This is a genomic window from Kribbella soli, assembly GCF_004331345.1.
Taxonomy (GTDB): Bacteria; Actinomycetota; Actinomycetes; order Propionibacteriales; family Kribbellaceae; genus Kribbella; species Kribbella soli.
This window is the reverse complement of sequence record NZ_SJJZ01000004.1, coordinates 102081-120527: the sequence shown is the minus strand read 5'-3', so window position 1 is coordinate 120527 and position 18447 is coordinate 102081. Positions and strand designations below refer to the sequence as shown.

Annotated in this window: 18 protein-coding genes; 10 read left to right on the top strand and 8 right to left on the bottom strand. The window is 69.1% G+C overall.

All coding sequences use genetic code 11. The features are described from left to right. The first annotated feature begins 5 nt into the window (after positions 1–5). The 5 genes from qcrC (at position 6) to glsA (ending at position 7013) form a co-directional block, all read left to right on the top strand. The gene (qcrC, locus tag E0H45_RS31435; protein ID WP_420323354.1) at positions 6–863 is read left to right on the top strand and encodes a cytochrome bc1 complex diheme cytochrome c subunit; all 858 of its coding nucleotides are present in this window, start codon (positions 6–8) and stop codon (positions 861–863) included. Between the two features lie 175 nt (positions 864–1038). Next, complete coding sequence (locus E0H45_RS31430) at positions 1039–2559, top strand: leucyl aminopeptidase family protein (protein WP_202872627.1); 1521 nt, start codon at positions 1039–1041, stop codon at positions 2557–2559. Then, on the top strand, positions 2556–4223 hold the full coding sequence (locus tag E0H45_RS31425) for an AbgT family transporter (protein ID WP_202872626.1): 1668 nt from the start codon (positions 2556–2558) through the stop codon (positions 4221–4223). The genes E0H45_RS31430 and E0H45_RS31425 overlap by 4 nt, the downstream gene beginning before the upstream one ends. A gap of 8 nt (positions 4224–4231) precedes the next feature. Beyond that, on the top strand, positions 4232–6028 hold the full coding sequence (locus E0H45_RS31420) for an SLC13 family permease (RefSeq protein WP_131344190.1): 1797 nt from the start codon (positions 4232–4234) through the stop codon (positions 6026–6028). A 1-nt stretch (position 6029) separates the two neighbouring features. Then, on the top strand, positions 6030–7013 hold the full coding sequence (glsA, locus tag E0H45_RS31415; protein WP_131344188.1) for a glutaminase A: 984 nt from the start codon (positions 6030–6032) through the stop codon (positions 7011–7013). 2 nt (positions 7014–7015) lie between these two features. Here the strand turns inward: glsA and E0H45_RS31410 are convergent, their stop codons facing one another. Next, entirely contained in the window at positions 7016–8155 is a 1140-nt protein-coding gene (locus E0H45_RS31410; RefSeq protein WP_131344186.1) for a S1C family serine protease, read from the bottom strand. A gap of 113 nt (positions 8156–8268) precedes the next feature. Further along, the gene (locus E0H45_RS31405) at positions 8269–9405 is read right to left on the bottom strand and encodes a lysylphosphatidylglycerol synthase domain-containing protein (RefSeq protein ID WP_131344184.1); all 1137 of its coding nucleotides are present in this window, start codon (positions 9403–9405) and stop codon (positions 8269–8271) included. A gap of 72 nt (positions 9406–9477) precedes the next feature. Between E0H45_RS31405 and E0H45_RS31400 the strand changes: the two genes are divergently transcribed. Continuing rightward, complete coding sequence (locus E0H45_RS31400) at positions 9478–9699, top strand: hypothetical protein (protein ID WP_131344181.1); 222 nt, start codon at positions 9478–9480, stop codon at positions 9697–9699. A 98-nt stretch (positions 9700–9797) separates the two neighbouring features. After that, positions 9798–11066, top strand: coding sequence for a metal-dependent hydrolase family protein (locus E0H45_RS31395; protein ID WP_202872625.1), 1269 nt, complete (start codon positions 9798–9800; stop codon positions 11064–11066). On the opposite strand, the gene E0H45_RS31390 is transcribed toward E0H45_RS31395, so the two are convergent. Then, entirely contained in the window at positions 11063–11854 is a 792-nt protein-coding gene (locus tag E0H45_RS31390; RefSeq protein ID WP_131344173.1) for a phytanoyl-CoA dioxygenase family protein, read from the bottom strand. The genes E0H45_RS31395 and E0H45_RS31390 overlap by 4 nt on opposite strands. A gap of 71 nt (positions 11855–11925) precedes the next feature. Here E0H45_RS31390 and E0H45_RS31385 point away from each other — a divergent pair, with 71 nt between their 5' ends. Continuing rightward, positions 11926–12756 carry a helix-turn-helix transcriptional regulator gene (locus E0H45_RS31385; protein ID WP_131344171.1) on the top strand — a complete coding sequence of 277 codons (831 nt, stop codon included), beginning with the start codon at positions 11926–11928 and terminating at the stop codon, positions 12754–12756. Here the strand turns inward: E0H45_RS31385 and E0H45_RS31380 are convergent. The 3 genes from E0H45_RS31380 to E0H45_RS31370 all read right to left on the bottom strand — a co-directional run bounded on the left by E0H45_RS31380 (position 12734) and on the right by E0H45_RS31370 (position 15049). Beyond that, on the bottom strand, positions 12734–13126 hold the full coding sequence (locus E0H45_RS31380; protein WP_131344169.1) for an MAPEG family protein: 393 nt from the start codon (positions 13124–13126) through the stop codon (positions 12734–12736). The two genes, E0H45_RS31385 and E0H45_RS31380, sit on opposite strands and share 23 nt — an antisense overlap. Continuing rightward, positions 13123–14082, bottom strand: coding sequence for an ATP-grasp domain-containing protein (locus E0H45_RS31375; RefSeq protein ID WP_131344167.1), 960 nt, complete (start codon positions 14080–14082; stop codon positions 13123–13125). Before E0H45_RS31375 ends, E0H45_RS31380 begins: the two co-directional genes overlap by 4 nt. 76 nt (positions 14083–14158) lie before the next feature. Next, on the bottom strand, positions 14159–15049 hold the full coding sequence (locus E0H45_RS31370) for a glutamate-cysteine ligase family protein (protein ID WP_131344165.1): 891 nt from the start codon (positions 15047–15049) through the stop codon (positions 14159–14161). A 59-nt stretch (positions 15050–15108) separates the two neighbouring features. Here E0H45_RS31370 and E0H45_RS31365 point away from each other — a divergent pair, with 59 nt between their 5' ends. After that, complete coding sequence (locus tag E0H45_RS31365; protein ID WP_131344163.1) at positions 15109–15621, top strand: MarR family winged helix-turn-helix transcriptional regulator; 513 nt, start codon at positions 15109–15111, stop codon at positions 15619–15621. On the opposite strand, the gene E0H45_RS31360 is transcribed toward E0H45_RS31365, so the two are convergent. After that, on the bottom strand, positions 15585–16166 hold the full coding sequence (locus E0H45_RS31360; protein ID WP_131344161.1) for an ArsR/SmtB family transcription factor: 582 nt from the start codon (positions 16164–16166) through the stop codon (positions 15585–15587). The two genes, E0H45_RS31365 and E0H45_RS31360, sit on opposite strands and share 37 nt — an antisense overlap. 55 nt (positions 16167–16221) lie before the next feature. Here E0H45_RS31360 and E0H45_RS31355 point away from each other — a divergent pair, with 55 nt between their 5' ends. Continuing rightward, the gene (locus tag E0H45_RS31355) at positions 16222–16794 is read left to right on the top strand and encodes a dienelactone hydrolase family protein (RefSeq protein WP_238155541.1); all 573 of its coding nucleotides are present in this window, start codon (positions 16222–16224) and stop codon (positions 16792–16794) included. On the opposite strand, the gene E0H45_RS31350 is transcribed toward E0H45_RS31355, so the two are convergent. Then, a complete protein-coding gene (locus E0H45_RS31350; RefSeq protein WP_131344159.1) occupies positions 16791–18248 on the bottom strand; it encodes an MFS transporter in 1458 nt (485 codons plus the stop codon). The genes E0H45_RS31355 and E0H45_RS31350 overlap by 4 nt on opposite strands. Positions 18249–18447: the final 199 nt, after the last annotated feature.

The following is an 18447-nucleotide window of genomic DNA, read 5'->3' as shown; positions in this document are numbered from 1 at the left end:
CGGAAATGCGCGATGCCGGTGGTGCGACACCGCGAAAGCTGCGCGGCTCGAGGTTCAGGTCCCGACTCAGAATGCCGGTGGTCGGTACGGCGCTGGTTGCCGTCGGCCTGGCCTACGCCGCGCTGGTCCCGAACGGTGCCGCCGGCGCGGACGGTCCCCAGTCCCAGCAGATCGAGGAAGGACGGCGGCTGTTCGCGGTCGGGTGCGCCAGTTGCCACGGGCTGCACGCCCAAGGCGGGACCAACGGCGAGGGCCGAATGGCCGGCCCGTCGCTGATCGGGGTGGGTGCGGCCGCAGTGGACTTCCAGGTCAGCACCGGCCGGATGCCTGCTACCCAGCCCGGAGCGCAGATACCGCAGAAGCCGCCCGTCTACAACGAGGACGAGACCGCGGCGCTGGCGGCGTACATCGCCTCGCTCGCTCCCGGACCCGCGATCCCGGCGTCCGACGCGTACGACGTCAGCAAGGCGACGCAGGAGGAGGTCACTCGGGGCGGGGAACTGTTCCGGACGAACTGCACCGCCTGCCACAACTTCGCCGGCCGGGGCGGCGCACTGCCGAACGGCCGCTACGCGCCGTCGCTGATGTCGACCACGCCGCGGAACATGTACCAGGCGATGCTGACCGGACCGCAGCAGATGCCGGTCTTCTCCGACGCCGTCCTGTTGCCTGAGGACAAGCGCGCGGTCATCGCCTACATCGTCGCGCTGCAGGACGCGAAGGACCCGGGCGGCTTCGGGCTGGGCCGGCTCGGCCCGGTCTCCGAGGGCCTGTGGGGCTGGCTGATCGGGATCGGTCTGCTGGTTCTCGTCGCCGTGTGGATCGGGGCGCGCGTCCCGAAAGTGCACCGCAAGCAGGAATGACCCCGGGACCGGACCTCACCCGAATTTCGGAGAATCACCTTAATCGGAGGAGGACGGCCGCGCGGCGCGTTGGTGGGATGAGGCGGTCGGTGCGCACCCTCGGCGCGCCACCCCCGGGAGGAATCCGACATGACCTCCTGACCTGGCGCCGGAGCAGTTGGCAGGAGGAGGTCTCGTGAACACGATCCCGGACGACTTCGATCCGATTCCCTCGACCCGGCGACAGGCGGCCGTCGGTGTGGCTTCGCTGAAGCAGGCCGAGACCGAGGCTGACGCGCTCGCGGTGCCGGTGGCGGTGGGTGCCGCGCCCGGCGGCGAGCTCGGCATCGACGCCGCCGGCCTGGCGGCGGCCGGCTTCACCGGCGAACGCGGCCAGACGCTGGTGCATCCGCACGGCGGCGGTCCGGTCCGGGTCGCCGTCGGGATCGGGACGCCGGACCAGATCGACGCCACGATCGCGCGCGACCTGGCCGCGGAGTTCGCCCGGGCCGTTCCGTCGCACCGGCGCCTCGCGATCGAGGTGCCGTCACGGGACGTTGGCATCTCGGTCACAGACTTCGCCCAGGCCGTGACCGAGGGAGTTCTGCTCGCCCGCTGGCGGTACTTCGTCGGCCGTGGCGCGGACGAGCCGACGTTGGAGTCGTTGACGGTGGTCGCCTCCGACGAGGATGCCGAGGCCGCCCGTCGCGGCGTGGAACGTGGCCGGATCGTCGCTGCGGCGTACTGCCTGGGACGGGATCTGGCGAACTGTCCGGCCAGCACGCTGTCGGCCGAACGGATGGCGGAGGTCGCGCTCGAGGTCGGTCCGGCGGCCGGGCTGCGGGTGGAGGTCTTCGACAAGCAGCAGTTGATCGCGCTGGGCTGCGGGGGACTGCTCGGCGTGAACCGGGGCAGCGTCGACCAACCGCGCATGGTCAGGTTGCGGTACGAACCCGAGCAGCCCACTGGCCGGATCGCCTTGATCGGCAAGGGAATCATGTACGACTCCGGCGGCATCAGCCTGAAACCGAGCGACGAGTCGCACGCGCAGATGAAGAACGACATGACCGGGGCGGCGGCGGTGCTCGCGGCCATGACGGCGCTGCGCGACCTCGGATGTACGTCGGCGGTGACCGGCTACCTGATGTGCACCGACAACATGCCCTCGGGATCGGCGCTGAAGCTCGGTGACCTCCTTAGGATGCGCAACGGAACGACGGTCGAGGTGCTGAACACCGACGCCGAGGGACGCCTGGTGATGGCGGACGCGTTGGCGCTGGCAACCGAGGAGCCGGTCGACGCGATCGTGGACATCGCCACCCTGACCGGTGCGTGCCTGCGGACCTTCGGTGTCGAGATCGCCGGCGTGATGGGCAACGACGCCACTGTCGTCGATCAGGTCCGGCGTGCGGGTGAGGTCGTCGACGAGCCGGTCTGGGAGCTCCCGCTGCACCGGCCGTACCGGTCACAGCTCGACTCGGCGGTCGCCGACCTGACGAACATGGGCGGCGTCAACGCGGGGTCGATCACGGCCGCGCTGTTCCTCGAGGAGTTCGTCGCCGGGCATCCCTGGGCGCACGTCGACATCGCCGGCACCGCTCAGCTTCCGGCGCCGCGGACCTGGCGGAACAAGGGCGCGACCGGCTTCGGAACGAAGCTGCTGATCGAGTTCGCGCTGTCCTTCACGCCACCGGCGAGCAGCGGAGCGGGGTCGTGAACGCCAAGGCCGTGGGGGAGAGTCCGACCAAGAAGGGCCGGATGCAGCGGATCCTCGACGGCATCGAACAGGTCGGCAACAAGGTTCCGCACCCGGCGCTGATATTCCTCGCCCTGATCGTCCTCGTGATCGTGCTCTCCCAGATCCTGTCCTGGGCGGGCACCAGCGTCACGACCGAGGTCGTCGAGCCCGCGACGGTCGAGGTCGCACCGGTGTACCCGGGAGGCACGAGCGTTGCGGGCAACGACGCACCGCCGGCGCCCGCCGTGCCGGACTACGAGGTGCACCACGAGACGATCACGGCCGAGAGTCTGCTGACCGGTGACGGAATCCGCTACATCTTCACCACCGCGGTCCAGAACTTCAACGACTTCGGCGTCGTCGCGGTCATCCTGGTCGCGATGATCGGCGTCGGCGTCGCCGAGGAGGCCGGCCTGATCGCGGCCCTGATCCGGAAGATGGTCAAGGTCGCGCCGAGAGGCCTGATCACGTTCATCATCGTCCTGCTCGGCGGCATCTCCAGCGTGGCCTCCGACGCCGGCTACCTGGTCCTGATCCCGTTGGGTGCGGCCGCGTTCGCCTCCCTCGGGCGGCACCCGCTGGCCGGCATCGCGGCGGCGTACGCCGGGGTCAGCGCGGCCTTCTTCGTCAACGTGCTGATCACCCCGGCGGACGGCATCATCACCGAAGTCACCAACGAGACGATCGCGCTGGTCGCGCCCGACATCCACCTCAACGTCACGCACAACTTCTTCTTCAGCATCGCCTCGACGATCTTCTGCGCGATCGTGATGACGGTCATCACCGAGCGGATCCTCGAGCCGCGGCTCGGCAGGTACGACCCGGCCGAAGCCCCCGAGGACGCGCCGGTCGACCACCAGCCGACGGACGAGGAGATGCAGCTGGAGTCCCGCGGGCTGCGGTGGTCGGTCTACTACCTGCTGGTCGCGGTCGCGATCGTGTCGGCGCTGACCTTCATCCCCGGGGCTCCGCTGCGCAATCCCGAGACCGGCGAGATCTTCGGCTCGTCGCCGTTCATGAGCAGTCTGCTCTTCATCATCTCGATGCTGTTCCTGGCCGCCGGTCTCGGCTACGGCCGCGGCGCGAAGTCGCTGACCGGCAGCACCAACGTCATCAACGCGATCGTGAAGACCTTCAACGGGCTCGGCGGACTGATCTTCCTGATGCTGCTGATCGCCCAGTTCATTGCCTACTTCAACTACACGAACATGTCGACGCTGGCCGCGACCGGTCTCGCGGATCTGCTGGAGCGGGCCGACATCGGGGCGCTGCCGCTGCTGATCGGGTTCATCCTGCTGGTGGCGATCATCGACCTGATCATGCCCGGAGTGATCCCGAAGTGGGCGATCCTGGCGCCGATCTTCATACCGCTGTTCTACCGGCTCGGCATCGCGCCGCAGACCGTCGTCGCGGCCTACCGGGTCGGCGACGGCCCGATGAACGTGATCACGCCGCTGATGGTGTACCTGCCGTTCATCGTGCTGGTGTGCCAGAAGTACCGGAAGAAGGCCGGCATGGGCACCGTGGTGTCGATGATGCTGCCCTACACCGGCATCGTGCTGGTCACGTGGACCCTGTTCTACATCGTCTGGTACCTGATCGGGATTCCCTGGGGCCCGTCCGCACCGGTGCACCTCGGCTAGGGCCGGTCATGGACGACGCGACGCTGAGCCTGATCGTCCTCGGGCTCGTCGTCGCGGTGTTCATCTGGAACCGGCTGCCGGTCGAGGTCGTCGCGGTGCTCACGGCGCTGGTGTTGTGGGCGAGCGGCCTGGTCGCCTTTCCCGCAGTGGTCGCGGGCTTCGGTGATCCGGTCGTCATCCTGATCGCGTCGCTGTTCGTGGTGAGCGAGGGGATCGACTCGACCGGTGTGACCGCCTGGGTCGGGCAGACCATCGTGCGGTACGCCGGTACGACGCGAGCCCGGCTGCTGATCGCCGTCACCGGACTGTGCGCGGTGCTGACCGCACTGATCACCCTGAACGGAGCCGTCGCGGCGCTGCTGCCGCTCGTCGTCATGCTGGCGATCCGGGCCGGCGAGCCACCGTCGCGGATGCTGATGCCGTTGACCTTCGTCGGCAGCGCCGGATCGCTGCTCACGCTGACAGGCTCGCCGGTCAACATCATCGTCTCGGAGGCGGCGCACGACGCGGGGGCCGGCGACTTCGGTTTCTTCGCGTTCGCGGTGGTCGGAGTGCCGATCGTGGCAGGCACGATCGCCATCTCGGTGCTGGCCGGTCCGCGGCTGCTGCCGAACGCCCGTCCGGCGCACCCGGCCGCGGATCTCGCGCTGCACGCCGAGACCCTCGACACCCATTACGCCGCCTTGGCCGACGGCTTCTACCGGCTGCGGGTCCGCGACCTGTCGCCGTTGGTGGGCCGGCAGGTCCGCGAGCTCGACCTCTCGCCGTACCCTGGCGTGGAGATCGCGGGGGTCCAGGACGGGCACGGACGGCATCGGCCCGACACGGCGGCGCTCGATGTGGGCGATGTGCTGGTCGTGACCGGCGCGGAGGCCGACGTGAACAGCCTGACCGCCGAAGCGCGGCTCGCGGTGGCCATGACACCGGTCGACGATCTGATGACCCGCGAGGCCGGAGTGGTCGAGGCCGTCGTCCCGCCGCGGTCGTCGCTGGTCGGCGAGACGGTCTTCCCGGGCATGCATCGCGGACCCGACCTCGTCATCGTCGCGGTCCAGCGGATGGGCAAGGATCGCGGCAAGCGGCCGACCCAGCTCGCCGAAGGCGATGCGCTGCTCGTGCACGGCGCCTGGGCGGCTCTGGACGAGCTCACCAAGGACCGGGACATCCTGCTCGTGGACTCGCCGCAGACCGTCCGGCGGCAGGCGATTCCCTGGGGCGCCAACGCGTCGACAGCGGTCGCGATCCTGGCCGCGATGATCGTGCTGCTCGCGACCGGCGCCGTACCGGCCGCGATGGCGGGCCTGCTCGCGGCAACGGCGATGGTGCTGACCCGGGTCGTCCGGCCGCAGCAGGCGTATCGGGCGATCTCCTGGCAGATCGTCGTACTGATCGGTGCCCTGATCCCGTTGTCGGGTGCGATCCAGTCGAGCGGCGGTGCGGATCGGATCGCCGGACTGATCGTCGACGCCGTCGGCACGGGCCGTCCGTACCTGTTGCTGCTGGCCTTGTTCGTCCTCACCGCGCTCCTCGGTCAGGTGGTCAGCAACACCGCGACGGTGCTGATCGTCACGCCGATCGCGGTAGCCGCCGCGGCAGGCACGGGTACGTCGGTCAAGCCCGTGCTGATGCTGATCGCGGTCGCGGGTTCGGCCTCGTTGCTCACCCCGATCTCCACGGCCGCGAACATGATGATCATGAGTCCCGCGGGCTATCGTTTCGGCGACTACTGGAAGCTGGGGCTGCCGGTGATGCTCTGGTGGCTCGCGACCGCGCTCCTCGTCATCCCACTCGTCTGGTCGTTCTGAGATGTCCGCCGCCGACAGGTACGTATCGACCGGCGGCCTGCCCACCGCGGTCAGGGTCGATGAGCTCGTGCGTGCGGCGTACGAGACGTTCCGCGGTGTTGCCGACGGTGCGGTGAGCGATGTGTATCCGGTGCTGCAGCGCGCCGACGCGGACGCCTTCGGGGTCTGTGTGGCGGCTGTCGACGGTCGGCTGTTCGAGGCCGGGGACACGCGTCGGCCGTTCACGATCATGAGTGTTGCCAAGCCGTTCGCGTTCGCGCTGGTCTCTCAGGCGATCGGTGTCGATGCCGTGCGTGAGTTGGTCGGTGTGAACGCGACCGGGCTTCCGTTCAACTCGCTGCGCGCGGTGGAGCAGTCGGCGACCGGGCGTACGAACCCGATGGTGAACGCCGGAGCGATCGCGACGGCCGGTCTGGCGCCCGGCGATTCGCCGGATGCCCGGTGGCGGTTCATCCTCGACGGACTGTCGGCCTTCGCGGGACGTGAACTCGTCCTGGACGACGAGGCGCTCGCGTCGGCGCTGGCCTCGAACCATCGCAACCGTTCGCTGGCGGCGCTCCTGCACAGCGTCGGTGCTTTGGCTGGCGATGCGGAGCTAGCGACCGACCTGTACACCAGGCAGAGCTGTCTGCGGGTCACCGCGGTCGACCTCGCGGTGATGGGAGCGACCCTCGCGGACGGTGGTGTCTGTCCGACGACCCGGCGGCGGGTGGTGGATCCGGATATCGCCCGGGTGACCCTGGCGGTGATGACCGTCGCGGGCCTGTACGAGACGTCGGGCGACTGGCTGCTCGACGTCGGCGTACCGGGGAAGAGCGGCATCGGTGGCGGCATCGTGACGGTGTCACCCGGCAAAGGCGCGTTGGGGACCTTCGCGGCTCGATTGGATGCCGCTGGCAACAGTGTCAAAGGCCGGCTCGCGGCACAGTTCCTGGCGCGACAGCTCGGCCTGGACCTGCTCGCGTCGGAGGTCAGCGTCACTTGAGGCTAGGGTGCGCCCAGCGTGAGGGTGATGTCTGTCTGCTTGCCGGATCGCAGATAGGTCAGGTCGAGCTTGTCCCCGGCCTGACGGGTCAAGGTCGCCACCACGATCTGCTCGCTGCTGACGGCCGGCTGGCCGTCGACCTTGGTGATGATGTCGCCGGCCTGCAGGCCCGCCTGCACCGCGGGGCCACCGGCGTCGACCCCCAGCACGAACAGCCCGGTCGGTGTCCCGGCGGCCTTCGCGACCGCGGGCGGGATCTCCTGGACCTGGAGGCCGGTCGTCGGGTGCCCCGGCTTGCCGGTGCTGATCAGCTGTTCGGCGATCGGGTTCGCCAGATCGATCGGGATCGCGAAGCCGAGGCCGACGCTCCCGCCGCCGCCGGCGCCCGAGGCATCCGGAACGGTGGCGATCGCGGCGTTGACGCCGACCAGGCGCCCGTCGCAGTCCACCAGCGCGCCGCCGCTGTTGCCGGGGTTGATGGCCGCGTCGGTCTGGACGGCACCGATCAGGTGATGGGTCACCGCGTCACCCGGCACCGGCACATAGCGGTCCAGCGCACTCACGATGCCCGACGTGACGGTACTGCTGAGCCCCAGCGGGGCACCGAGGGCGATCACCGGCTGGCCGACCTGCAGAGACCCGGACGATCCGAGCTCGATGACCGGATAGTCGCCGGCGCCGTCGGCCGCCTTCAGCACGGCCAGGTCCGTACTCGGATCGCGGCCGACGATCGTCGCGTCGGAGGTGCGGCCGTCGCTGTACCGCACGGACACCGCGCCGCCGGAGCCCGCGGCGACCGAGATGACGTGGTCGTTGGTCAGGACGTACCCGCCGCTGCGGATCAGCTGTCCGGACCCGGTTCCCGCGGCGGCGCCGCGACGGGCCGAGATGGTGACGATCGAGGGCAGCACCTGGTCCGCGACCGGGATCGCAGCGCACATCGCCGTACCGGGATCTGCGCCGCCGGAGGTCGATGAGGCGCCGGCGCTGTCGCCGCGATCGACGGCGAGGAAGATCACCGCGGTCACGAGCGCGCCGGCCACCAGGCCGACCGGGAGACCGAGCGTCAGCAGCTGGGCGGGGTGGAAGCGGTGCCCGCTCGTCGAGGGTCCGGCCGGGGGTCCGTTGTCGGCCTGGTCCATCTCGACCTCCTCTGGTCCGCTCAGGAGTCTCGTGCGTCACGCGCTCCTGGCCCGTCCCGACGATAGGTCTGCGGCGCGCCCGGCAGCTCACCCGATCCAGGTGATCTGGGCGCTCACGTCGTACGGTGGCTCGCCGCCCGGCGATCGAGGTGGCGCCAGCGCACAAGCATCAGCAGGCCCACCACGACCGGTACGACCTGGACAGCGACCCGCCAGACGAGCAGTCCGGCGACCAGTGTCGTTGCCTCCAGGTCACTGTGCGACGAGACGAACGCCGTGTAGGTCGCGTCGAGCACTCCCGCGCCCATCAGCGGCAGGCCGGTGAATGGATAGATGACGAGGAAGGTGCACGCGAGCAGCAGGACGGTGGCGCCGCTCAGCGGGATGCCGACGAAGCCGAGGCACAGCACGAGGACACCCGCCTCCACGACGACCACACCGCACAAGCTGACAACCGCGAGCGGGCCCTGCGCTTTCAGGAGCCCCGCGCTCTGGGCCTGGAAGTCGACCAGTCGCTCGGCCCACTCGTCCGGTCCGTTGCCGGCCGGCCGCACTCTTCGGATCAGCGAACCGAGCGTCCGTCCGAGCGCCGCGGCAGTCCGCTCTGCTCGTACGGCGTAGATCAGGCCGGCCAGCAACGCGGCGGCCCCGGTACCGAAAACGAGTGCTGCCCAACCGAACGGTGCGTAGAAGGTCCGGCCGATCCAGAAGATGACGAACCCGAGAACCGGCGCGGCCAGCCGGGCGATGTAGAACAGCAGCGTGCTGAGCGTCAGTCCGGACGCCGCCGCTTGCGCGTCGATGCCCCACGATCGGAGCATTGCCAGCCGTACGACGACATCGCCCGGCGACGGCGCGATCGTCGCTACCGAGCTGGCCGCGACGTCGTTGACCATGGCACGCGGTATGCCGAGCCCGGTCACGAACAGTGCCAGCGGAGCCGCGAGTACGAACCGGCGGATCGGCAGGACGAGGAGGATCACCATGACCTGCCACGGGCTCAGGTGAGTCATCGCGTAGCCGACCTGGCTCCAGTCGATGGCCCGCAGCAGCCGCAGCAACAGCCAGGCGACGACGGCGACGAGCAGCAGCCGACCCACGCGTACCAGCGTCTTGGGGACTCGGCGCCGCGTCGCCTTGCGGGTCGATTCCGGTCGCGGTGAGGGGTCGGCCACTCCACCACCCTGCCGCCGGATCGGCGCGCCGGCCTCCCACGATCCGGGGGAGCCGACGTGGTCCGGACCACCCATCGCCCGGGAAGGGTGATGCCTTGCCGCCGCTGCTCCGGAACAGTGGGTGGCGCCGGGAAAGGGGGCGTTGCCATGGGCCACTACGTGATCCGGGTGCAGGGCACGTTGTCGCAGGAGCTGACCGAAGCGTTTCCCGCACTGGCGGTGGATCCGGAGCCGGTGCAGACCGTGCTCCACGGGTACCTCGCCGACCAGGCAGCGCTGGCCGGCATCCTGAACCACCTCGACATGCTCGGAGTCAACATTCTCGAAGTCCTGCAGGTCCCACCGTTCGACCCGACCGACGTCGGGTGACAGTCCGGAGTCGCGGCTTCCTCCTCCAGATCGGATGAGCAGTCCTGACCTGGACGGTCCTACTCTCGAGATGGGAACCCATCGCGAGAGGTGCCGCCGTGACTTCGGACCAGGGACAGCCGACCGTGTTTGATCAGGTGCGAGTGCTGGACGTACGTCGCGGCAGTGTCGGGGATCCGACGCAGGTGGTCGTCCGCGACGGAGTCATCGACAAGATCTCGCCGACGGCCGAGATCCCTGCCGGTGCGCGCGTCGTACCCGGCGAAGGGCGGACGCTGATCCCGGGACTGATCGATGCCCACTGGCACGCGATCTTCGCCTCGGTGCCGCTGATGACCGCGTTGACGGGCGATGTCGGGTTCCTGCACATCGTCGCGGCGGCCGCGGCGCGGGACACGTTGCTGCGCGGCTTTACCACGGTCCGGGACGCCGGCGGCCCGTCGCTCGGGCTGAAGCAAGCGATCGACGACGGCCTGGTGCCGGGGCCGCGGATCTACCCTTCCGGGGCGATGATCTCGCAGACCGGTGGGCACGGTGACTTCCGGGCCCGGCACGAGATCCCACGGGGTCGTACCGGCTACCTGAGCCATGCCGAGCTGGTGGGTGCCGTCCGCATCGCCGACGGTGTCAGCGCGGTGTTCGAGGCCGCGCGTGAGCAGCTCATGCTCGGCGCCTCGCAGCTCAAACTCATGGCAGGCGGCGGCGTCGCGTCGTCGTACGATCCGCTGGACGTCACGCAGTACACCGAGGCCGAGTTGCACGCGGCGGTCGAGGCCGCGGAGAACTGGGGAACCTACGTGATGGTGCATGCCTACACGCCGCGCGCGGTCCAGCAGGCGATCCGGGCCGGGGTCAGGTGCATCGAACACGGTCAGCTGCTCGACGACGAGACCGTCGAGCTGATGGCGGAGAACGACGTCTGGTGGTCGCTCCAGCCCTTCCTGGACGACGAGGACGCACCTCCCGTCCCGCCGGGGAGCCGGTCGAAGTTCGAGCAGATGGTGACCGGGACGGAAACGGCGTACGAGCTGGCGAAGAAGCACGACGTCCGGCTGGCCTGGGGGACCGACACCTTGTTCGACCCGTCGCTCGCAGTCAAGCAGGGCAAGCAGCTCGCCAAGATGACGCGCTGGTTCACGCCGGCCGAGGTGCTGACGATGGCGACCGTCACCAACGCCGAACTGTTGTCGCTGTCCGCCGCCCGGAATCCGTACCCGGGTGTTCTCGGAGTCGTCGAGGAAGGCGCACTCGCCGACCTGATCCTCGTGAACGGCAACCCGCTGGACGACATCCAGTTGCTGGCCGCCCCGGAGACCGCCTTCGCGGCGATCATGAAACAGGGCGACCTCGTCAAGGACAAGGCTTAGCCGGCTGGCCAGAGTTGTGGCTGGATCGCCGGATCGGTGTAGTCGGGGTCGGGGTTGTGGCCGACGAGGGTGTCGTTCGGGTGGCTCGCGCCGGGGCGCCAGCGGTTGTCGAGCGGCTGCAGATGGATCGCGAGCGAACGGCGCGGCGCCGTACTCAGATTGGCCGAGCTGCCGTGCACGGTCCGGCAATGGTGGAAGCTGACCTGCCCACGCCGCATCCGCGGTACGACGGGAGTCGGGTCGAACCCCTGCGCGACGATCGACGCCTCCAGCCCCGCCGCGTCCTGCGAGAAGAAGTCCAGCCCGGTCACGGACCACCGATGACTGCCGGGCATGAACGCCACCGCGCCGTTCACCTCGTCGACGTCGTGGAACCCGACCCAGGCGGTCAGCATCTCGTCCGACGTACACGACTGCCAGTACTGCCGGTCCGTGTGCCACCCGACCCCCGCAGATCCTCCCGGCGGCTTGAACAGCAGTTGGTCATGCCACAGTCGGATGCCCGCCGCCCCGGACAACGCAGCCGCCGTCGCGGCGATCGCCGGGTGCCGAACCAGCGCGGCCAGTTCGTCCACTCGAAGCGACGAGTAGTCATTCTTCCGCAGTACGTCGCCGTCCTCCGGCCGCCAGCCACGAGTCGCCGGTACGTCGGGCAGCGCCTGATCGTGATCGTCCTTGTAGAACCGCTGCATCCCGCGCTCGGCCGCATCCAGTACGTCGTCGGGCACGATCCGCGGCGAGATCCAGTAACCGTGCTCGCGGTAGAAGGCAATGTCGTCAGCGTCCATGACGATCAACCTAGGAACTGATCGACCCCATTGGCGTTGCCGATGTTCAGGCAACTGGGCACAATCTTCAGGTGTCCCTGCATCGCCCTAGTGGGCTTCGCGCCGGCTTCCACGCCGACGGCTTTGCGCCGGGCAGCGGCCTGCTGCACGCAGGCGAGCAGTGGGTGCCCGAGCAGTTCCTGATCGAGCCGCACGACCATCCGGTGTGGGAGATCTACCTACAGCAGCACGGCACCACGCACTGGGTCGCCGGCGGTGAGAGCTACGCACTGCATCCAGGACACCTGTTCGCCGTACCGCCCGGGATGACCCATCACCTTGCGGGCCGGTCCGGCAATCACCACTTCTACTTCGCCGCGATCGACCTGGAGGTAGTCGGCAGGCGTCACCCGGGACTCAGGATGCCGCGGACCGTCGTACATCAGGAGGCCGGCGAGCTGGCGTACGCGTTCGCGCAGCTGGTCCGGGAGTTGACCACGCGGTACGAGTACGCCGAGACGGGACTGGCGCTCGCGGTGGACCACCTGGTGCTCGCGGTCTCCCGGTCGCTGGCGCCGGCCGCCGTACCGCAGCTCGCGATGCATCCCGCTGTACGGACGGTGAAACGCCTGCTGGACCAGGAGTTCCACGAGCACTGGACGCTGAAGGAGCTGGCGGATCGCGTCGGACTCGCCCCGGCGTACCTGGCCGAGCTGTTCGCCGGTGAGCTCGGCCAGCCACCGCACCGCTACCTCAACGAACGCCGGATCGACCGCGCTCGCCAACTCCTCGAATCTAGCGACGTGACCATCACCGCGCTCGCACTGAGCCTCGGCTTCAGCTCCAGCCAGCACTTCGCGCGGGTGTTCCGCCAGCTCACCGGCTCCACTCCGACCGCTTTCAGATCGTCACGATCGCGGTGACGCCGAGCGCGACCCCGACGAGATAGGTGCCCATGGCACCGACATCGCGGAGCGGGCCGTGTGTCGCCAGCGAGGCGGACCGCAACATGCCGAGTGCGTGCGTGAACCGGACGACGACGGCCGCGATGGCGAGTACGTCGATCAGCCTGCTGTCGGACAGCGTCGAGCAGACCAGCAGCAGCACGATCATCGTCGGGATGTACTCGGCCGCGTTGCCGTGCGCGCGGACCGCGATCAGCAGCCGGTCGGTCGGATCGGTCGGCTGCTGGTTGCCGCCGCCGCGGAGGGCGCGGTTGCGGGTGACGTTGGCACCGAGCAGGAACAACAGGATGCCCAGCAGGGCAATACAGACAACGGTGACGGTGCTCATACCAGTGCTCCTCTGAACAGACTGCTGACGATGGTGTGGTTGAGGTGGGTCCCGAGCAGGGCGTCGGTTTTGTGCATGCCGCCGGGACAGGTGACGTTGACCTCGATCAGCCGGCCGTCGATCACGTCGAGGCCGGCGATGACCAGGCCGTGCCTGCGCAGTACTGGTCCGAGTACGGCGACGATCGCGCGGTCGTGGTCGTCGATCTCGGCCGGTGCGACCGGCGGCCCGATCCGGAAGTCGTCGACGGCCGGCCGCCGAAGGACCGCCCCGACGATCTCGCCGTCCAGCAGGAACAACCGCTTGTTGCCCTGTGCAACTGTCGGCAGGAACTGCTGGGCGATCACGTGCTGTCGCCCGCCGTGCGTGGCCGACTCCAGCAACGCGATCGCGCTCCGGTCGTCGCGCACGAGCCAGACACCGATCCCCGCGAACCCGTCGACCGGCTTCACGACGGCCGTGCCGACGCTGCGCACGAACGACCGCAGCGCCTGCGGATCGGCCCCGACGTATGTCGGCGGGCACAACTCGGGGAACTGCAGCGCGACGAGCTTCTCGTGCATCGCCCGGATCCCCTCCGGCCGATTGATCACCCGCGTGCCCGCCTGTTCGATGAGGTCGAGCAGGTACGTCGTGTGCAGGTATCGCGTGTCGACGGGCGGATCGATCCGCAGGTGAACCACCTCGAACGACGCGACATCGACGACCGCGGTGCCGAGCTCGTCCCACCACGTCGAGTCCACGATCCACCGATGGTCACCACCGGCGACTCGAGGCCGCAGCCGGATCCGGCGAGCCCGCGCGCACACCCGGCCGTCGACGACCGCGAGTTCTTCCGGACCGCAGCACCAGATGTCGAATCCCAGGTCCTGCGTCGCATCCATCAAACCGACGCTGGCGTCGATATCGCCCTGCAGACCGGCCAACGGGTCGGTCACGAACAGCACCCCGCTCATCGACGTCCTCGCTTCGCTCCGGGCGCCGCTGCGCGGCGAGACCCGCTGTGCTTGTAAGTGAACTCGCTTCGCTCGCTCACGCTGCCGCCACCTCCTGATCCAGTACGCCGGCAGCCGCCGCGCGCCACAGCTCTGCGGAAGAAGACCCTTCGAGCGCCCGCAGCACGTCGCGCCGACGTACGTCGTCGTACATGAGCTGCTTGAGTACGCCGACCGCTCGCTCGACCACGTCCGGTTCGTCGGCGTCGAGGAAGCGCACCTCGAGGTACGTCCCGCGCGGGCGGACAGGTGGGAACAGGGTGCTCACGTGCCCGACCGGCCCGTCGACGAAGACCGTGGCGGCCGCGGCGAAGGCGGCGTACGACGTGACCGGGTCCTCGTCGCGCAGCAGGCTGTCGTCGAACGCGGTACGCGCCGGGTCGACCTCCAGCCAGGTCGCCAGCCGGTCGCTGCGGTTGAAACGGGCTGCGAGGAACGGCCCGGCCAGGTTGAGTACCCGCCACTGTTCGATCCCGGTCTGTCCCGGCCACCAGTCCAGACAGATCTGGGTGGACGCGGTACGGCGCATCATCCGCCGACCGGCCGGCCCGATGCGGTCGAAGTGCCGCTGCATCGCGACATACCGCGCCGAGGTCAACTGCAACGGCACGTCCTGCCGCGGGTCGACCGGGATCGCCCGCAGTGTGATCCCGGCGAGCCGACGCCGGAGGTCGGCAGTCAGCGAACGCAGGTCGCCGATCGGATCGAGCGACGGCGGCAGGCTCAGTTCGAGTTGGCCGCCGGGTTCGAAGCTGACGTACGGCGCCGCGAGCGATCCCTCCGCCGCCCGCCGCACCTCCTCGATCGGCACCACGCCGCCGTCGGCCGCGGCGACGACGTACTCCTGCTCGATCGCGACCCGGACCGTCCGCCGCCGCCCCCGCGCGAACAGACCGGCCACCACCGGGTGCAGTTCCCTGGCCTCCATCGGACCCTCCCTGATACCGTAAGGCTTCCTGTCAAAATATTGGAAGGTATCCTTACGACATGTCAAGGCCTCAGGTCCCGCGACTCGATCGGAAGCCGCTGATCGCGCTGGTCGAGCGAGCCAACCGCGCGCTGCAGTCCGACATGGTCCGGCGCGCCCACGCCGACGGGCACACCGAGGTGAAGATGGCCCACAACTCGGTCTTCGGCTTTCTGCACTCCGACGGCGCCCGAGCCGCCGACATGGCAGCCCGGGCCGGGATCACCAGGCAGTCGATGGGTGAGGTGATCCGCGACATGGTCGCGCTCGACCTGCTGGAGATGCGCTCCGACCCGAACGACGGCCGGGCGAAGGTGGTGACGTACTCCGAGCACGGACTGGACGTGGCCGGCGACGGATTCGGGTACCTGGGCGAGCTGGAGCGCCGCTTCGCCGACGAGTTCGGCGAGGACGAGTACGCCGTCGCTCGTGACGTCCTCGACCGGTTGATCGGCGTACTCGACCGATTCGCGACGGAAGAGGGTTCAGGGGAGGATCAGGCCTCGTCTTCGGCCGGCGGCAGCGTCGGGTAGTCGCCGATCGGGTAGAGACCGACGGTGAAGCCGTACGTCGTATCGCCGGCGCGGGGGAGCTGGTCGAAGGTGTGGATCAGCGCGTCCACCTGCTGCCAGAACTCCGCGGCACGCTCCTCGGGAATGCGGGCGTGCCGGATGAAAGAGCGCATCTCACCCGCGTCGTACGCGGGTTTGGACTCCTCGGCCGCGACCTCGAAGTCGTTGAAGTCGTGCGGCAGCTGCCCGTCGCTGCCCTGCCGGCCGAGTCCGACGAAGAACATCCGCGCGGCACGCCCGTAGAACCGCTCTTCGATCGCCCGCACCCGCCGGGTCCGGACCACCTGCAGGATGCCCGCGTCGGCGAGCACCTTCACGTGGTGCGCGACCGTGCTCTTCGGCCGCCCGACCGCCGTGGCCAGCTCCGTCACGGTCGCGGCCCGCTCGTGCAGCAGCCCGAGAATCGTCGTCCGGAGCGGATCACTGATCGCCCGCACCTGCTCCGCGGTGGTCAGCTTGACGGTGTCCGCGAGCTCGTAATCCGGTACCGGTCTGTTGATCGACATGGTTCGAATAGACTAGCATCGCGGATTGTTCGGGATATTTGGATCATTGGAGCTGATGATGGCCGAGGTCGTGCTGTACCACCACTCGCAGGGGCTGACCGAAGGGGTGAAGGCGTTCGCCGACGAGCTCCGGCAGGCGGGCCACACCGTGCACACGCCGGACCTGTACGAGGGCAACACCTACGCGACGCTTGATGAGGGGATGGACTACGCGCGGGCCACCGGCTTCGGTGTGATCGCGGAGCGCGGAGTCCAGGCGGCGCAGAGCCTGCCGTCGAACGTCGTGTACGCCGGGTTCTCGCTCGGTGTCGTGCCTGCCCAGCAGTTGGCGCAGACTCGCGCCGGGGCCGTCGGCGCGCTCTTCTACTACTCGTGTCTGCCTGTCGAGGAGTTCGGTTCCTGGCCGGACGGCGTACCGGTGCAGGTTCACGGCATGGACGAGGACCCCTTCTTCACCGAGGAAGGCGGCGACCTGGACGCTGCCAAGGCCCTGGTCGCCACCACCGACAAAGCTGAACTGTTCCTGTACCCAGGCAAAGAGCACCTGTTCGCCGACTCATCCCTCCCCGGTTACGACGAGGCTGCGGCGAAGCTCGTGCTCGAGCGCACCCTCGCCTTCCTCGCCTAGGCCCGGGCCGCGACCTCGGCCTCCATCGCGACCGGGGCCTCGGCCCGGCGGGTCGGGATGAACGAGGCGATGGCCAGTGCAGTCAACGCCGCGCCGGCGCCGATCAGCAGGACGACCCGGAAGCCACTCTGCGAGGGCAGGGTGTAGCCGCCGAGGCTGATCGTGAGGTTCGCGAGGATCACGCCGGCGACCGCGCTGGACACCGAGGTGCCGATCGACCGCATCAAGGTGTTGAAGCTGTTCGCGGCCGCGGTCTCCGAGACCGGTACCGCGCTCATGATCAGCGCGGGCATCGCGCCGTACGCCAGGCCGATGCCCGCGCCGATCAGCAGCGACACCAGCACGAGTTGCCAGACCGAGCTCATCAGCACGCTGCCCACGCCGTACCCGGCCGCGACCACGAGTGCGCCGAGCATCAGCGTGACCTTCGGCCCGCGGGTCTTGGAGATCTTCGCCGAGAAGGGTGCGGCGACCAGCATGATCAGACCCGACGGGCCCATCACCAGGCCGGATGCCAGCATCGACTGGCCGAGCCCGAAACCAGTTGCCTTGGGCATCTGTAGCAGCTGCGGCAGCACCAGTGACATCGCGAACATCGCGAACCCGAACACCATCGACGCCAGGTTGGTCAGCAGCACCTGCGGACGAGCGGTCGTGCGCAGGTCGACGAGCGGCTCGCTGGTACGACGCTCCCACCAGCCCCAGGTGAGCAACGCGACCACCGCGAGCGCGAACAGGCCGAGCGTCCGCCCGTCGGTCCAGCCCCAGTCGGCTCCCTGAGAGATTGCCAGCAGCAACGAAATCAGGCCGATCGAAAGCCCCAGCCCGCCGGGTACGTCGAACCGGCCGCCGGAGCGTACCGCCGACTCCGGGACGAACCGCACTACCAGCACGAACACGATCGCGCCGAGGGCGGCCGACAGCCAGAACAGCGTGTGCCAGTTGAAGTTCTCCGCGAGCAACGCGGCCGCGGGCAGGCCCAGCGCACCGCCGACGCCGAGTGAGGCGCTCATCTGCGCGGTCGCCGTACCGAGCTTCTCGGACGGCAGTTCGTCGCGCATGATGCTGATGCCGAGCGGGATCACACCCGCGGCCAGGCCCTGCAGGGCGCGGCCCGCGATCATCGGCACCAGCGAGCTGCTGAGTGCGGCGACGACCGAGCCCGCGATCAGCATGCCGACGCTGATCAGCAGCATCCGGCGCTTGCCGTACATGTCGCCGAGGCGGCCCATGATCGGGGTCGCGACCGCGGCTGCGAGCAGCGTTGCGGTGATCGCCCAGGCGGTGCCGGCGGCCGAGGCGTTCAGCAGGCGCGGCAGCTCAGGGACCAGGGGGATCACCAGGGTCTGCATCAGCGCGACCGTGATACCGGCCGAGGCGAGCACCGGGACGACGGCACCGGTGCGTACCGGCGCTGGTGGCGCCTCGCCCAGGTCGGTGGGGGTAGCGGACATCGGGAGCCTCCGGGACAACTAGATAGTTGGTTTGTGCAACCATACGTTAAGTCAGGCAGTTGACTTAAACAAGTCCAGCGGGCAAGCTGGAGAGGAAATCAACTCGGAGGTGATTTCCAGTGACGGACAGTGACGAGATCGTGGACTACCCGATCCCGCCGGTCGATGCGATCCACTTACGTCCGGTTGAGGGGCTCGC

What these genes read in the sequence shown, in the direction of transcription:
- E0H45_RS31400 (WP_131344181.1), top strand. Translation starts at nt 9,478, where the DNA reads ATGGGCCACTACGTGATCCGGGTGCAGGGCACGTTGTCGCAGGAGCTG.
- E0H45_RS31375 (WP_131344167.1), bottom strand. Translation starts at nt 14,082, where the DNA reads ATGAGCGGGGTGCTGTTCGTGACCGACCCGTTGGCCGGTCTGCAGGGC.
- E0H45_RS31390 (WP_131344173.1), bottom strand. Translation starts at nt 11,854, where the DNA reads ATGGACGCTGACGACATTGCCTTCTACCGCGAGCACGGTTACTGGATC.
- E0H45_RS31365 (WP_131344163.1), top strand. Translation starts at nt 15,109, where the DNA reads ATGTCAAGGCCTCAGGTCCCGCGACTCGATCGGAAGCCGCTGATCGCG.
- E0H45_RS31405 (WP_131344184.1), bottom strand. Translation starts at nt 9,405, where the DNA reads ATGGGTGGTCCGGACCACGTCGGCTCCCCCGGATCGTGGGAGGCCGGC.
- glsA (WP_131344188.1), top strand. Translation starts at nt 6,030, where the DNA reads ATGTCCGCCGCCGACAGGTACGTATCGACCGGCGGCCTGCCCACCGCG.
- E0H45_RS31380 (WP_131344169.1), bottom strand. Translation starts at nt 13,126, where the DNA reads ATGAGCACCGTCACCGTTGTCTGTATTGCCCTGCTGGGCATCCTGTTG.
- E0H45_RS31355 (WP_238155541.1), top strand. Translation starts at nt 16,222, where the DNA reads ATGATGGCCGAGGTCGTGCTGTACCACCACTCGCAGGGGCTGACCGAA.
- E0H45_RS31350 (WP_131344159.1), bottom strand. Translation starts at nt 18,248, where the DNA reads ATGTCCGCTACCCCCACCGACCTGGGCGAGGCGCCACCAGCGCCGGTA.
- E0H45_RS31370 (WP_131344165.1), bottom strand. Translation starts at nt 15,049, where the DNA reads ATGGAGGCCAGGGAACTGCACCCGGTGGTGGCCGGTCTGTTCGCGCGG.
- E0H45_RS31420 (WP_131344190.1), top strand. Translation starts at nt 4,232, where the DNA reads ATGGACGACGCGACGCTGAGCCTGATCGTCCTCGGGCTCGTCGTCGCG.
- E0H45_RS31410 (WP_131344186.1), bottom strand. Translation starts at nt 8,155, where the DNA reads ATGGACCAGGCCGACAACGGACCCCCGGCCGGACCCTCGACGAGCGGG.
- E0H45_RS31360 (WP_131344161.1), bottom strand. Translation starts at nt 16,166, where the DNA reads ATGTCGATCAACAGACCGGTACCGGATTACGAGCTCGCGGACACCGTC.
- qcrC (WP_420323354.1), top strand. Translation starts at nt 6, where the DNA reads ATGCGCGATGCCGGTGGTGCGACACCGCGAAAGCTGCGCGGCTCGAGG.